Genomic DNA, 14,554 nt, shown 5'->3' with positions numbered 1-14,554 from the left:
GAGCGCGGGACGGGTGAGCGCGGGACGGGTGAGCGCGGGACGGGTGAGCGCGGGAAGATTGGGCGCGCGAGGGGCGAGCGCGCCACGCCGCGCCGGCCGGAGCCGGGGCGGGATCTGCGCGACGGTCCTGGCACTGGCGGCGGGAGTGCTGTCCGCCTCGGCGGCGGGCGCTCCCCCGGCCGCGTCGCTGACCCCACCGGTCGGGTTCACCGCCGACAACCTGTCCACCTACCAGACCAACGGCATCGTCTGGGCGCTGGCGGAAGCGAACGGGGTCGTCTACGCGGGCGGCACCTTCTCGCAGATCCGGCCCGCCGGGGTGGCGGCGGGCGGGACCGGCTCGGTCGCGGCGGTCAACTTCGCGGCGTTCAACGCCGCGACCGGTGCTCCGGCCGGCTGCTCGCTCTCCTTCACCCGGAGCAGCGGCACCGCCACGGTACGCGCGTTCGCCCTGTCGCCCGACAAGTCGACGCTCTACGCGGGCGGTTACTTCCAAGCGGTCAACGGCACGGCCGCCAACGGCCTGGTCGCCGTCAACACCGCCAACTGCACCGTGCGTTCGGGGTTCGCCCCCAATTTCGGTGCGACCGTGCGGGCGCTGGACGTGGCGGCGGACGGAACGGTGTACGCGGGTGGTGACTTCCAGACGGTCAACGGGAGCGCCCGGCGCTTCTTCGGGGCGGTGACCCCGTCGGGTGCGCTGACGGCGTGGAACCCGGACGCGGACGACCCGGGACGGGCTCTGAAGGTCACCCCGGACGGCCAATCGGTGCTGATCGGCGGCGACTTCACCACGGTTGGTGGTACCGCGACGCACGCGCTCGCGGTGACGGACGTGACGTCCGGCGCGCTCACCCACACCTATCCGAACGGTTTCGTCCCGGCGAGCGCGGTCATCAAGGACATCGTCACGGACCAGGCTTCCGGTGGCTGGTACGTCGCGGGCGAGGGCATGGGGGGCAACTCCTTCGACGGGCGCCTCGCCATGGAGCTGGACGGCTTCGGGCAGCGCTGGCGCGACACCTGCCAGGGCGCCACCCAGGCGCTCCGGGTGTACCGGGGTGTGCTGTACGCGGGCAGCCATGTGCACGACTGCTCCACCATGGGCGAGTTCCCGAACCAGGTCCGCAAGCACCTGTCCGCCCAGTCGGTGGACGACCCGGCCATGCTGGGGTGGCTGCCGGACACCAACGACGGCATCGGTGAACCGGTCGGGCCGCGCGCGCTGACCGTCGCCGGCCGGGACGGGCGCGACTTCCTCTGGGTGGGCGGCGAGTTCACCACCGTCAACGGTTCGTCCCAGCAGGGGCTGACCCGGTTCGCCAACACCCCGGACACGGGGGCGCCCGCCGTGCCGGTGGTGAGCGTGTCCGCGCCCCGGGCCGGGCAAGTGAAGGTGGCCTGGCGCTCCTCGCTGGACCTGGACGACTCCTCGCTGACCTACCGGGTGTACCGCGACGGCGCGTCGACCCCGGTGTACACCACCACCGGTTCCTCGCTGTTCTTCAGCCGTCCGCAGCTGGTCTTCACCGATACGGACGTGGTGGCCGGGCAGACGTACTCCTACCGGGTCAGCGCGAGCGACGGCACCAACACCAGCGCCCAGTCCGCCGCCGTCCCGGTCTCCGCGACCGCCTCGGCCGCCGCCTCCCCGTACCAGGAGAAGGTGCTGGCGGACGGTGCCGGGCTGTACTGGCGCTACGACGAGACGGGCGGGGCGTTCGCCGCGGACGCCTCGGAGGGGCTCGACGGGGGCGTGTACGTCAACGCGCCGACGTACCGGGCGGCCGGGGCGGTGGCCGGTTCGACCGCGCTGGGCCTGAACGGCACGGACGAGTACGTCTACAGCGACCGGCTGCACCACCTCACCTCGCCGTCGCCCTACTCGGTGGAGACCTGGTTCCGTACGACGTCGACGACCGGTGGCCGGATCATCGGCTTCGGCAACAACATCGGTGTCGACACGGGCCACACCAGCACCATCTCCGACAAGATCGTCTATCTGACGGACGACGGACGGCTCGCCTTCGGGGTCCAGACGGGCAGCAGCAACGCCCGCCCGACGATCACCACCAGCGGCAGCTTCAACGACGGTGCCTGGCACCACATGGTCGCCACGCAGGGCCCGGCGGGCATGGTGCTGTACGTGGACGGCACGGTGGCCGGTACCAACGCGGCGACCGGGAACCGTTCGTACGACGGGTACTGGCGGGTCGGCGGCGACGCCATGAACAACGCCTGGCCGAACCGTCCGACCAGCACCTACCTCGCCGGGCAGGTGGACGAGACGGCCGTCTACCCGACGGTCCTGACCGCGGCGCAGGTCGCCGGGCACTACGACCTCGCGGACGCGCCGCCCGCCCCGGGCGGCGGCGACGGGGGCGGCGGCGACGGCGGTGCGGACACCACGGTCACGCTCACCCCGGTGGAGGACGCGTACGTCAACAGCGTCGCCCCGAACACGAACTACAACGACAACCAGCTCGCCTCGCGCGGCACCACCGCGTACGTGGGCTACCTCCGCTACGACCTGCCGGCGGCCCCCGCCGGCCAGGTGCTCAAGGGCGCCCGGATCGACTTCCGCACCTCCTCGGACTCGACGGCCGGTTCCGCCGAGAGCCACCAGGTGGTGCAGGTCACCGGCGCCTGGACCGAATCGACGGTCACCTACAACACCCGGCCGGCGCTCGGTGCGACCGTGCTGGGGACCATCACCGGCGCGACGGCGGTGTCCACCGGCTACACGGTGGCGCTCGACGCGTCGGCCCTGGGCGGAGCCCTCGGCTCCACCACCTCACTCGCTCTGACCAACGCCGGTACGGACAGCCTCCGTATCTGGTCGAGCGAGATCTCCACCGCGGCCTACCGGCCGCAGCTCGTTCTCACCTTCGGAGCTGAATGATGAACGGACGTACGGGGCGGAGATCCGCCGGACGCGGCCGCAGGCGCGCCGCCTCCGCCGCCCTCTGCCTGCTGGCCGGAGCCCTGACCGCGACAGCGGCCGGGACTTCGCCGGCGGCTTCGCTGACGCCGCCGGTGACGGTCACCGCCGACGACCTCTCCACCTGGCAGACCAACGGCATCGTCTGGTCGATGGCCGCGAACGCCGGCGTGGTCTACGCCGGCGGCACCTTCTCCACCGTGCGTCCGCCGGACGCCGCGGCCGGCACCTCGGAGACCCCGGCGGTGAACTTCGCCGCGTTCGACGCGGCGACCGGTGCGCCGACCGGCTGTTCCCTGTCGTTCACGCTCTCCTCGGGTACCGCGACGGTGCGCGCCCTCACCCTCTCCCCGGACGGGCAGACGCTCTACGCGGGCGGCCAGTTCGGGTCGGTGAACGGGGTCGGGGTCAGCAACGTCGCGGCGATCGACACGGCCACCTGCACCCCGCGCGACGACTTCAAGATCGCCGTCTCGGCGACCGTCCGGACCATCGCCGTCACCACCGACACCGTCTATCTGGGCGGTGACTTCAACAGCGTGGGCGGCCAGACCCGCAACAAGTTCGCCGCCGTCACCACCGGGGCCGACCTGCTGCCGTTCACCGCCAACGCCGACGAGGTCGCCCGGGCGGTCGAGGTGACCCCGGACGGGCAGCACGTGGTGCTCGGCGGCGACTTCTTCACCGTCAACGGCACCACCACGCACGCGCTGGCCGTGGTGGACGCGACGACGGGTGCCGTGACCACGGCGTATCCGGGTTTCATCCCGAACACCTCCACCACGCAGGACATCACCTCCGACGCCACCGGCTTCTACACCGCCAACGAGGGCACCGGCGGAGGGGTGTTCGACGGCCGCATCGCGGTCGACCTGGACGACTTCCAGCAGCGCTGGCGGGACACCTGCCTGGGTGCCACCCAGGCGGTGCTGGTCCACTCCGGGGTGCTCTACAGCGGCAGTCACGCCCACGACTGCTCCAGCATGGGCGAGTTCCCCGACCAGCCGCGCAAGCACCTGCTGGCGCAGTCGGTGAACGACCCGCAGCTGCTGCCGTGGTTCCCGGACACCAACGACGGCATCGGTGAGCCGGTCGGCCCCCGGGTGATGGCGCAGACGGACAGCGGCGGACACCACTACCTGTGGGTCGGCGGCGAGTTCACCACCGTCAACGCGGCGGCCCAGCAGGGTCTGACCCGGTTCGCGGACGGCCCCGACACGGTCGCCCCCTGGGTGCCCAACGTCCAGCTGTCCACCGTCGTACCGGGACGGATCGACGTCAACTGGCAGACCAGCTTCGACACCGACGACGGTGTGCTGACCTACCGGATCTACAAGGACGGGGCCACCACCCCGGTGTACACCACGACCGGCACCTCGCTCTTCTGGGACCGTCCGCAACTGCGCTGGACCGACACCGCGGTGGCGGCCGGCGAGACGCACTCGTACCGGATCACCGCGAGTGACGGCACCAACACCAGCGCCAAGTCCCCCGCCCTCTCGGCCACCGTGGCCTCGGCCGCGGAGGCGTACCCGGCGAAGGTGCTTGCCGACGGCGCTTCACTCTACTGGCGTTACGACGAGGGCACGTCGACCTTCGCGGCGGACACCGGGACCGGGCTGGACAGCGGGTTCCTGCGCAACGCCCCGTCCTACCGTCAGACCCCGGCCGCCGTCGCGGGCGCGTCCACGGCGATCGGGTTCAACGGCACGGACGAGTACGCGTACAGCAACCGGCGGCACGCCCAGCCGAGCGCCTTCTCCGTCGAGACCTGGTTCAAGACCACCACGACCAAGGGCGGCAAGCTCATCGGCTTCGGGAACCTGACGATGCAGACCAGCACGAACTACGACAAGCACGTCTACATGACGAACGACGGGAGGCTGGTGTTCGGCGTCCACGACAGCGCCACCCGCACCGTCACCACCCCGGCCGCCTACAACAACGGCGCGTGGCACCACGTCGTCGCCACCCAGGGGAGCGGGGGCATCGCGATCTACGTGGACGGCGTACTGCGCGCGTCCAACTCCTCGTACAAGACCAACCAGAGCTACAACGGCTACTGGCGGGTCGGCGGCGACAACCTCAACGGCTGGCCGTCCGCTCCGACCAGCACCTACTTCGCCGGTCAGCTCGACGAGACGGCCGTCTACCCGACGGCGCTGAGCGGTACCCAGATCGCCGCGCACTACGCCCTCAGGACGGGCTGATGAGGAACCCGCTCCTGGCCGGCGCCGCCGTCGTCATCCTGACGGCGGCGCTGGCCGCGTGCGGCTCGTCCCACGACGGGAACGGCCCGGAGGCCGCGGACGCACCACGCCCCGCGGCCTCCGGGCCCTCCGTCGCGGGGCCCACGGCCGCCGCACCGACCCACGACGCCCGGTCCGGGGCTTCAGGAGCTTCCGGGGCGGACGCGGCTCCGGCCCCGGACGCCTCCGGGCCCAAAGTCCCCACCGACGAACTCACGCCCGCCACCGGCACGTTCACCAAGAGGGAGAAGGAGTACCTCACCGACCGGGTACCCAAGGGCATGGACCCGGCCGCCGTCCTCCAGACGGGCCAGGAGACCTGCGACAAGCTCGACTTCCTGGTCAAGGCCGACCGCCGGATCGCCGTGGGCTCCATCGTCACCGGTGAAGTGCCCGACGCCGCACCGGCCGTGACCCACCTCTGCACCGGACACCAGGACCTGGTGGACGAGGCCGCGCTCGGTTACGCGGACGGCACCCACACCGGCAAGGAACTGCGACCCGGCGCCTACCGCTCCGTCTCCCCCACCACCGCCTGCACCTGGCGGACCGAGGGAGCCGGAGGCAAGGTACTCGACCAGGGTTCCTCCGCGAACGGTCAGCCGGTGCGGATCACCCTCCCCACGGCCGCCCGCGCCTTCACCTCCACAGGCTGCTACGCCTGGCTGCCCGAAGGAGACAAGAGTTGAGCAAGCTGCCCATCGCCGTGGCGATCCCCACCAAGAACGAGGGCCTCAACATCGCCGAGGCGGTCAACTCCGTGCTCGGCCACTTCGAGGCGGTCGTCGTGGTGGACTCCCACAGCACCGACGACACGGCGAAGATCGCCGCCGAGTGCGGCGCGGAGGTGGTCGAGTACACCTGGGACGGCGGCCACCCCCGGAAGAAGCAGTGGTGCCTGGAGAACGTCCGCACCGACATCGACTGGATCCTGGTGCTGGACGGCGACGAACGGCTCAGTCCCGGCCTGCTCGCCGAACTCCGCGCGATCTTCGCCGATCCCGCCACGCCGAAGCCGGCCGCGTACGACATCCCGCTCGGCTACTGGTTCTCCGGCAAGCGGCTGCGCCACGGCTACACCATCCGCAAACGCTCCCTGACCGACCGCACCCGCTGCGCCTACCCGGAGGTCGGCGACCTCGCGGCCCCCGGCATCGGCGAGGTCGAGGGCCACTACCAGCCCGTCGCCGACTCCGCCCAGGCGCTGCGCAACCCCATCGAGCACCAGGACCTCGACCCGGTGACCGCGTGGTTCGAGCGCCACAACCGGTACTCCGACTGGGAGGCCTGGCTGGAGCACCACCCCGACGTCAAGGAGCAGGTCCGCCGGGTCAAGTCCCGCCAGGGGCAGCTGTTCCACAAGGCGCCGTTCAAGCCGCTGGTGTCGTTCGCGTACATGTACGTCTACCGGCGCGGGTTCCTCGACGGCCGGGCGGGGCTCGACTTCGCCCTCGCGATGAGCTTCTACCGCTGGCAGATCGCGCTCAAGTCACGCGAAAAGCCGCAGGGTTGACGCTTCTCATGGGGGAACGGCCCGGGGGCCGCGCGAAGTTCGCGCGGCCCCCGGGCCCGTTTCCGTGTACCTCAGGACGGCTTCCGGGTGGAGGCGCGCCGCAGCAGGGTGGCGGCGACCAGCCGGTGCCGGGGCAGGCCCTCGGCCACCGTGCCGCCGCCCTGCACCAGCTCTATCAGGAGCTGCGCCGCCTGCTTGCCGATCTCCTCGGGCGCCAAGTCCAGCGCGGTGAGCGCGGGGCGGGCGCTGCGGGCGAACTCGCCGTCGGCACCGACGACGATCTGGACGTCCTCGGGCACCCCGAGGCCGAGTTCACGGCAGACCGCGAGGGTGGCGAACCCGAACTTCTCCATCACGACGTAGAGCGCGTCGGGGCGGTCCGGCCGGTCGAGCAGCCTGCGCGCGGCGTCGGTGGAGTCGGTGCCGGGTTCCGCCCGGTCGATCAGTACCGGGTTTCCGGTGCGGGCGCACCAGTCGCGGTAGGCGCGGGCCGCGTCCTCGTCGTAGGACTGGCCGGTCGAGCCGGTCAGCAGACCGATCCGGCGGGCGCCGGTGGCGGCGAGGTGGTCGAAGGCGGCCAGCGCGCAGGTGGACAGTTCGTTGTCGACCCAAGGGAAGGCGTCCTTACGGGCGAGGTCCCGGCCGGTGGTGACGACGGGGACGCCCATGCCGGAGAGCCGGGTGAGCAGCGGGTCGTCGGTGAGCGGGTCGATGACGATCGTCCCGTCCAGCGGCAGCGACTCGAAGGGGCGGCCGTCGAGCGAGGGCGGGACGAGCACGAGGGAGTAGTCGTGGGCCATCGCCGTCCAGGTGGCGGCATTGACGATCTTGACGAAGTACTCGATGTCGGTGACCCCGCCCTCCACGGCGGAGCGGTGCGTCAGGCCGAGCAGTCCGGTTCGGGCGCCGCGCAGCCCCCGGGCGTTGGGGTTGGCGCGGTAGCCGATCTCGGCGGCGACCGCCAGCACGCGTTCCCGGGTCTCGGCGCCGACCCTGCCCACGCCGTTGAGGGCGTGGGAGGCGGTGGTGACCGAGACACCCGCACGGTGGGCCACCTCGCGCAGCCCACCGGTCTTCGCCGCGCCGGAGGTGCGGCGCCTGGGTCCGCCGGTCGTCGCGGCGCCGGAGGTGCGGGGCGCGGGTCCGCCGGTCGTCGCGGCGCCGGAGGTGCGGGGCGTGCGAGGGGTGCCGCGCGGGTCCGGCTCTGTGACGTCTGACATGGCGGCGAGCTTACCGGTTGACTGCCAAAACGTTTAGGCAGTACGGTCCGGATCATTGCCAAAACGTTTGCGCACTTCCCTGCGGGCTGTTGCCAAAACGTTTTGGCATGCGTGCGGCGCGCCGGGTTCCCCCGCCCGAGCCGCGCCGCACGGCCCCCCGCCTCACCGCTCTCCCCCCGCTCCACCCCCCGCACACCGCCGTGCGGTCACCCGGCTCGTTCCGGAACTCCCCGTACATCCCTCGTCCCGTCCCTCCAGGCCGGGACGCGAGTCCGCAAAGGACGTCTGCCGACCATGGCCGAGGCCACCGCCACCGCCCCGCCCGGATCCACCGACCACGCGGCCCACGTCGACGGGACGTCCCCGACGTCCGTCTTCACGGTCGAGCAGCGTGGCATCGACGCCGTCCCCGCCTCCGAGCGCCAAGGCGGCCCCGGCCGCCTCTTCGGACTGTGGGCCGGCACCAACACCACCGTCTTCACCGTCGTCTACGGGGCGCTGGTCGTCTCCTTCGGCCTCTCGTTCTGGTACGCCGTCGCGCTGATCGTGGTCGGCAACATCCTCGGCTTCACCGTCACCGGCCTGACCAGCCTCCAGGGCCCGCGCACCGGCACCTCCACGCACTCGGTCTCCCGGGCTTCCTTCGGGCCGAACGGCGGACGACTGCCGGCGCTGCTCAGCTGGGTGATGCTGGTCGGCTTCGAGGCGGGCGGCATGGTTCTCATCGTGCTCGCGGGCCTCGCCCTCTTCGAGCAGGCGGGCATCCACACCGGCACCCCGCTGAAGCTGGTGACCATCGCGATCGCGGCGGTGCTCCAGATGCTCCTGCCGCTCTCCGGCTACCACCTGATCATGAAGGTGCAGAAGTACTTCGCCTGGATCTTCGCCGCGATGTTCGTCGTGATGGCGTTCCTCGTCTTCCCGAAGGCGGACTTCGCCACCCACGGCTCCGCGCCTTCGGTGGTGACGATCTCCCTCGTCCTGGCCATGGTCACCGCCTCGGGCGGGCTGTCCTGGGCGGACATGGGCAGCGACTACTCGCGCTACCTCCCGGCCGACGCCGCGCCCCGCAAGGTGTTCACCTGCGCCGCGCTCGGCGGCATGGTGCCCAACATCGCGCTCCAGATCCTCGGCGCCGCCGTCGCCACCGCGACCACCAACGCCGCCGACCCGATCTCGGGGCTCCCGGAGGTGCTGCCCGGCTGGTTCGTCACCCCGTACCTGCTGCTCGCGATCGTGTCGCTGCTCGCGGTGAACACCACCGACATGTACTCCTCCGGCCTGAACCTGCTGGCCGTCGGCCTCCCGGTGAAGCGGTGGATGGTCGTCTTCGTGGACCTGACCCTGTGCACCGCGATCACCCTGTGGGCCGTGTTCTCCGCGGACTTCTACACCCTGCTGTCGAACTTCCTCAGCCTGATCGTGCTCTGGCTCGGACCGTGGGCCGCCGTCTACCTCACCGACTGGGCGCTGCGCCGGGGCCGTTACCACGTGCCCTCGCTCTTCCCCCGGGAGACCGGGGCCAAGGGCATCTACTGGCACAAGGGCGGCGTACGCCCGGCCGGTCTGATCGCGGTGCTCCTCGGCTTCGGGGCCGCCATTCTCTGGGTCGACTCCACGGTGTTCGTCGGCCCGCTCTCCGACGCGGCCGGCGGCCTGGACCTGTCGGTCTTCGCCGGTGCCCTCGTCGCGGGCGTCGTGTACTGGCTGCTCGCCCGCAGCACCGTGCGCGCCGAGGCGGAACTCGTCCTCGACGCCTGAACGGTGGCCGGGCGCCGCACACTCGGCGCCCGGGCCGCCTCCCCTCCCCCCTCTTCACCACCTTCTCGACCCGCCCTGGAGCGAACCCCATGAACCACCCCAGCCTCCGCAGCCTCATCGACGCCTCCGAAGGGGTCGTCAAGGCCGACCGGATCATCAAGGGCGGGCAGCTCGTCAACGTCCACACCGGCGAGATCTACCCGGCGGACGTCGCGATCACCGGCGAGCGGATCGCCGCCACCGGTGACGTCACCGCCTACGAGGGGCCGGACACCGAATTCGTCGACGCCACCGGCAAGTACCTCACCCCGGGGCTCATCGACGGCCACCTCCACCTGGAGTGCTCCAAGCTCTCGGTGACGATGTTCGCGGACGCGGCGGTCCGCTACGGGACCACCTCGGTGATCTCCGGCCTCGACCAGTTCCTCGTCGTGGCCGGTCTCGAAGGGGTCCGCGAGGCGCTGCGGGAGGCCGACGCCGGCCCGATGAAGATCTTCTGGGGCGCCCCCTTCAAAACGCCGTACACCCTGCCCGAGACCACGGTCGGCTTCACCTTCGGACCGGAGGAGCACGAGGAGACCCAGGGCTGGGCCGAGTGCTTCGGGGTCTGGGAGACGGTCGCCGAATTCGTCCTCAACCGCGACGAGAAGGTGCTGCGCGCCCTCGAACTCGCCCACCGCAACCGGCTGCCGATCTTCGGCTGCGCCCCGATGGCCGCGCAGACCACCATCAACGCGCTGTCGGCGGCGGGCGTCCGCCTCGACCACGAGAGCTACACCGCCGAGGAGGCCCTCCAGAAGCTGCGGGCCGGCATGTCGCTGCTCATCCGCGAGTCCTCGGTCGCGCACTTCATGAACGAGAACGTGCGCACCGTCACCGAGTTCGGCGCCCAGTCCCGGCACGTCGGGTTCTGCACCGACGACATGCACGTCGCCGACATCATCCGCGAGGGCCACCTCGACAAGCTGGTCCGGATGGCGATCAAGGCCGGTGTCCGCCCGGTCGAGGCGATCCAGATGGCCACCCTGAACTGCGCCGAGATGTACCGCATCGACCACCTCGTCGGCTCGATCACGCCGGGCCGCTTCGCGGACGTCCTGATCGTCGACTCCCCCGAGTCCTTCCAGGTGGAGCGGGTCTTCGCGCGCGGCGAGCTGGTCGCGGAGAACGGCCACACCCTGCGCGCCCCGCAGCCGCCCGTGCGTACCCCCGCGCTCTCCCCCGCCTTCCGGGTGGCCCCGCTCGCGCCGGAGGGCGTCGGTATCGCCGCCGAGGGCGACGAGGCCCGCGTCCTGGTCGTGGAGATGGACCGCACCGTCCCGTTCGTCCGCAAGGGCGTCGAGATGACGCTGCCGGTGGTCGACGGCACCGTCCGCGCCGACCTCGCGCAGGACGCGCTGTACGTCACGGTCTCGGAGCGGTACGGCAAGAACGACGGCGCCACCGTCACCGCCATGATCAACGGCTTCGGCTTGCGGTCGGGTGCCATCGCCTCCTCCGCCGCCCCCGACGACAACAACATCGTCTGCGTGGGCGCCGACCGGGCCGACATGGCGCTGGCCGTGAACCACCTCTCCGAGCACGGCGGCGGCCAGGTCGTCGTGGACGGCGGTGTGATCAAGGAGTTCCTGCCGCTGCCGGTGGCCGGGATCGTCGCCGACATCACCCCGGAGGAGATGGCGGAGGCGGAGGACCGCCTGGAGGCGGCGTCCCGCGCGCTCGGCTGCGAACTCCCCTCGGCCTTCGGCTACTTGATCTTCCTGGAGATCACCGCGATTCCCGAGTACGCCGTCACCGACCTGGGTGTCGTCAGCTACACCACCCAGGACGTCGTCGACGTCCTGCTTCCCGCCGCCAACTGACGCGCCCTACCGAGGAGATCGCCATGACCGAGACCGTCACCGTGGACCCCTTCGTCGCGGGTCTGCCCAAGTGCGAACTGCACCTGCACATCGAGGGCACCCTGGAGCCCGGACTGAAGTTCGCGCTCGCCCGCCGCAACGGCGTGGAGCTGCCGTACGCCGACGAGGCGGCGCTGCGCGAGGCGTACGACTTCGACGACCTGCCCGGCTTCCTCGCCGTCTACTACGAGGGCATGTCCGTGCTCCGCACCGAGGCGGACTTCTACGACCTGGCCGCCGCCTACGCGGCCAAGGCGCACTCCCAGAACGTCCGTTACGCGGAGATCTTCTTCGACCCGCAGGCCCACACCGCGCGCGGTGTCGCCTTCGACACCGTCATCCGCGGCCTGACCCGGGCGCTGGACGACGCCGAGCGGGCGACGGGCTTCCGGGGCCGTCTGGTGATGTGCTTCCTGCGCGACTTCCAGGCCGAGTTCGCCATGGCGACGCTCGTCCAGGCGCTGCCGTACAAGGAGTGGATCATCGGTGTCGGCCTGGACTCGGACGAGGCCGGCAACCCGCCGGTGAAGTTCCGCGAGGTCTTCGCCCGGGCCCGCGCCGAGGGCTTCCGGCTGACGATGCACTGCGACGTCGACCAGAAGAACTCCACGGAGCACATCCGCCAGGTCCTCGACGAGATCGGCGTCGACCGGATCGACCACGGGGTCAACGCCCTGGAGGACCCGGCACTGGTGGCCCGTATCGTCGAGCGCGGCCTCGGCCTCACCGTGTGCCCGATCTCCAACGCCCATGTCACGGACGGCCTGAAGGCCGCCGAGATCCGCGCGCTGCTGGACCAGGGCGTCAAGGTCACGGTCAACTCCGACGACCCGGCGTACTTCCCGGGGTACGTCTCGGAGAACCTCGCGGCACTGCGCGGCCCGGCCGCCCTCAGCGACGAGGAACTGGTCCTCCTCCAGCGGAACGCCATCGAGGTGTCCTGGGCGGCGCCTTCGGTCCGGGAGCGATTCCTCGCCGAACTGGACGCGTATCAGGGCTGATCGGCCCGAAGGACAGAGTGAGGGGCCCGCGGCTGCGCGGGCCCCTCACCCGTCTTCGCCGGGCGGTGACGCCCGGGGCCGGCCGTGCGGGAAGAATCCCCCCATGGAAGCAACCCCCTGGCGCAACACCACCCACGACTGGGCGAGCACCGTGGACCACGCCCACCTCGCGGAAGTCCGCGGCGAACCGGCCGCGTTCGCACCCGGCGGCCCGGCCCATCTGGTCCTGGAGGTGATCGCCTACGCGGCGGACGAGGCGGAGGACCGGGGAAGCGGGCACTGCACGGTCACCCTCCACCCGGACGGCTCGGTCTCCGTCGCGGACGACGGGCGGGGCACGGACACCCGGCTCGACGCGCGGGGTCGCCCGGTGACGAAGCCGGTCATGGCGACCAAGGACCTCCGGTTCTTCGACCACCCCGGCGCGCGGACCCTCCCCGACGGGCACCCGCGACGCGGGATGTCGGTCGTGGCGGCACTCAGCGAGTGGCTCGTCCACACCAACCGGCGGGCGGACGGCGCCTGGACGCAACGCTACGAACACGGGGTCCCGGTGACGGACCTGACGCCGGTCACCGATCACGGCACCACCGGCACCACCGTCCACTTCCGCCCCTGCGGGGAGCTGCGCACCGCGCCCCTCTTCCCCGAAGCGTTCGAGCACCCGTGGCCCCGGCTCACCGTCGGGGTGCGCGACCTCCGGACCGGCTGAGGGCCCACCCCCGCCGTCGCCCGCGGGTGCGCCCGACCACCTCCTCGTAGGTCCGGCGCAGTGTGGCGGTGACGACGTCGATGGTGAAGTCCGCGTTGACCAGATCCCAGGCCGCCTTGCCCGCCTCGGCGGCGGCGCCGGGTTCCAGCAGTTCCAGGACGGCCCCGGCGACCTTGGCGGCGTTGGCCGCGTCCTCGCCGACCCGGCTGTCGATCACCCGGCCCGCTCCGGCCTTCGCCACGTCCGGGCCGAGGCCGCAGGTGCGGGTGATGACGACCGGCGTACCGACCGACATCGCCTCCAGGACCGAGACCCCGAGCGGTTCCTCGATGGACGGGAGGACGTAGACGTCGGCCTCGCGCCCGGCCGCCAGGACCTCCTCGTGGCCGAGCGGGCCGACGTGGTCGAGGGAGCCGGCCACGCCGAGCCGCTCCGCCAGCGCCAGGGTGCCCGCCAGCGCCCCGGTGTCGGGGCCCGCCAGCACGAAGCGGGCGCCCGGGTGTACGGCGAGCACGGCGGGCATCGCGGCGACGAAGTCCTCGGGCCGCTTACGCTCCTGGACGCGGGCGAGGAAGAGGACGGTGGGCGGCCGGCCGGGCTCGCGGGCGGGTTTGCGTTCCTGGGGGCGTACTCCGTTCACCAGCCGGACCGTGCGGGTGAGGGCGACCGGTGCGGCCACCGCGTTGACGTCGAGGCGCTCCGTCTCGGTGAGGTGCAGGACGGCGTCGGCCTCGCGCAGCACCTTCCGTACGCCGAGCAGGTCGGTCAGCTTCGCCACCGGCTTCTCGGTCGGGTCGATCATGCCGTGGGTCTGCACGACCAGCGGGGTACGCGTCGCGAGCGCGAGGAGCGCGACGGGCAGGGTCACCAGGTCCCGCATGAGATGCACGTGCACGAGGTCGGCGTCGCGCATGGCGCGGCGGGCGGCGCGCAGCAGCGCGAGCGAGGTGATCCCGCTGACCTCGAACATCGGCAGTACGTGACGGGCTTGATGGAGATGGGCCGGAACTCCCTCCATGTCAGCGGGTAGTTCGCCGCGTTCGAAGCCGTCTCCCAGCGCCATGATCCGCGCGTCGTCACCGGCCGCCCGCTGGACCTTGGAGAGGTTGAGCGCCACCCGGGTGGGACCGCCGAAGGCGTGGTCCGGGGTGTGCAGCGTGACGACGTGCAGGATTTTCACCAGGGTTCCCCTCAACCTCGGCCGGTGTTCACAGAGTAGCCAACGCATACCCTCAAGTGGGTTGATTCGTTAGGGT

General features: G+C 71.6%; 10 protein-coding genes. 8 read left to right on the top strand and 2 right to left on the bottom strand.

All coding sequences use genetic code 11. The annotated features are described in order from the left end of the window. Positions 1 to 112 precede the first annotated feature (112 nt). Genes ACWD3D_RS06550 through ACWD3D_RS06535 form a run of 4 tightly spaced genes read left to right on the top strand, consistent with a single transcriptional unit; the run spans position 113 to position 6,703 of the window. Positions 113 to 2,902 (top strand): LamG-like jellyroll fold domain-containing protein, encoded by a 2,790-nt coding sequence (locus ACWD3D_RS06550; RefSeq protein WP_451459802.1) that lies wholly within the window; start codon positions 113 to 115, stop codon positions 2,900 to 2,902. Further along, on the top strand, positions 2,899 to 5,151 hold the full coding sequence (locus ACWD3D_RS06545) for a LamG-like jellyroll fold domain-containing protein (RefSeq protein ID WP_451459800.1): 2,253 nt from the start codon (positions 2,899 to 2,901) through the stop codon (positions 5,149 to 5,151). Before ACWD3D_RS06550 ends, ACWD3D_RS06545 begins: the two co-directional genes overlap by 4 nt. After that, positions 5,151 to 5,879 carry a hypothetical protein gene (locus ACWD3D_RS06540; RefSeq protein WP_451459799.1) on the top strand — a complete coding sequence of 243 codons (729 nt, stop codon included), beginning with the start codon at positions 5,151 to 5,153 and terminating at the stop codon, positions 5,877 to 5,879. Before ACWD3D_RS06545 ends, ACWD3D_RS06540 begins: the two co-directional genes overlap by 1 nt. Then, a complete protein-coding gene (locus ACWD3D_RS06535) occupies positions 5,876 to 6,703 on the top strand; it encodes a glycosyltransferase family 2 protein (protein WP_451459798.1) in 828 nt (275 codons plus the stop codon). Before ACWD3D_RS06540 ends, ACWD3D_RS06535 begins: the two co-directional genes overlap by 4 nt. A gap of 71 nt (positions 6,704 to 6,774) precedes the next feature. Here ACWD3D_RS06535 and ACWD3D_RS06530 read toward each other — a convergent pair whose 3' ends face one another. Beyond that, positions 6,775 to 7,923: a LacI family DNA-binding transcriptional regulator gene (locus tag ACWD3D_RS06530; RefSeq protein ID WP_451459797.1), complete on the bottom strand. Its 1,149-nt coding sequence runs from the start codon at positions 7,921 to 7,923 to the stop codon at positions 6,775 to 6,777. A 294-nt stretch (positions 7,924 to 8,217) separates the two neighbouring features. Between ACWD3D_RS06530 and ACWD3D_RS06525 the strand changes: the two genes are divergently transcribed. From ACWD3D_RS06525 to ACWD3D_RS06510, 4 genes are all read left to right on the top strand, one after another. Then, complete coding sequence (locus ACWD3D_RS06525) at positions 8,218 to 9,684, top strand: purine-cytosine permease family protein (protein WP_451459796.1); 1,467 nt, start codon at positions 8,218 to 8,220, stop codon at positions 9,682 to 9,684. An 89-nt stretch (positions 9,685 to 9,773) separates the two neighbouring features. After that, positions 9,774 to 11,546 carry an adenine deaminase C-terminal domain-containing protein gene (locus ACWD3D_RS06520; RefSeq protein WP_451459795.1) on the top strand — a complete coding sequence of 591 codons (1,773 nt, stop codon included), beginning with the start codon at positions 9,774 to 9,776 and terminating at the stop codon, positions 11,544 to 11,546. Positions 11,547 to 11,569: 23 nt separating this feature from the next. Further along, complete coding sequence (add, locus tag ACWD3D_RS06515; protein ID WP_451459794.1) at positions 11,570 to 12,586, top strand: adenosine deaminase; 1,017 nt, start codon at positions 11,570 to 11,572, stop codon at positions 12,584 to 12,586. Between the two features lie 103 nt (positions 12,587 to 12,689). Continuing rightward, positions 12,690 to 13,298: an ATP-binding protein gene (locus tag ACWD3D_RS06510; protein ID WP_451459793.1), complete on the top strand. Its 609-nt coding sequence runs from the start codon at positions 12,690 to 12,692 to the stop codon at positions 13,296 to 13,298. On the opposite strand, the gene ACWD3D_RS06505 is transcribed toward ACWD3D_RS06510, so the two are convergent. After that, positions 13,264 to 14,478 carry a glycosyltransferase gene (locus ACWD3D_RS06505; RefSeq protein ID WP_451459792.1) on the bottom strand — a complete coding sequence of 405 codons (1,215 nt, stop codon included), beginning with the start codon at positions 14,476 to 14,478 and terminating at the stop codon, positions 13,264 to 13,266. The two genes, ACWD3D_RS06510 and ACWD3D_RS06505, sit on opposite strands and share 35 nt — an antisense overlap. Positions 14,479 to 14,554 lie beyond the last annotated feature (76 nt).

The sequence above is a fragment of the Streptomyces sp. NPDC002690 genome (assembly GCF_053592415.1).
The sequence above is the reverse complement of the archived record's forward strand: the minus strand, read 5'-3'. Positions and strand labels throughout refer to the sequence as shown.

Bases quoted from the DNA above. Each gene is read 5' to 3' on its own strand.
- ACWD3D_RS06525 (WP_451459796.1), top strand. From the start codon at position 8,218: ATGGCCGAGGCCACCGCCACCGCCCCGCCCGGATCCACCGACCACGCG.
- ACWD3D_RS06520 (WP_451459795.1), top strand. From the start codon at position 9,774: ATGAACCACCCCAGCCTCCGCAGCCTCATCGACGCCTCCGAAGGGGTC.
- add (WP_451459794.1), top strand. From the start codon at position 11,570: ATGACCGAGACCGTCACCGTGGACCCCTTCGTCGCGGGTCTGCCCAAG.
- ACWD3D_RS06540 (WP_451459799.1), top strand. From the start codon at position 5,151: ATGAGGAACCCGCTCCTGGCCGGCGCCGCCGTCGTCATCCTGACGGCG.
- ACWD3D_RS06530 (WP_451459797.1), bottom strand. From the start codon at position 7,923: ATGTCAGACGTCACAGAGCCGGACCCGCGCGGCACCCCTCGCACGCCC.
- ACWD3D_RS06545 (WP_451459800.1), top strand. From the start codon at position 2,899: ATGATGAACGGACGTACGGGGCGGAGATCCGCCGGACGCGGCCGCAGG.
- ACWD3D_RS06510 (WP_451459793.1), top strand. From the start codon at position 12,690: ATGGAAGCAACCCCCTGGCGCAACACCACCCACGACTGGGCGAGCACC.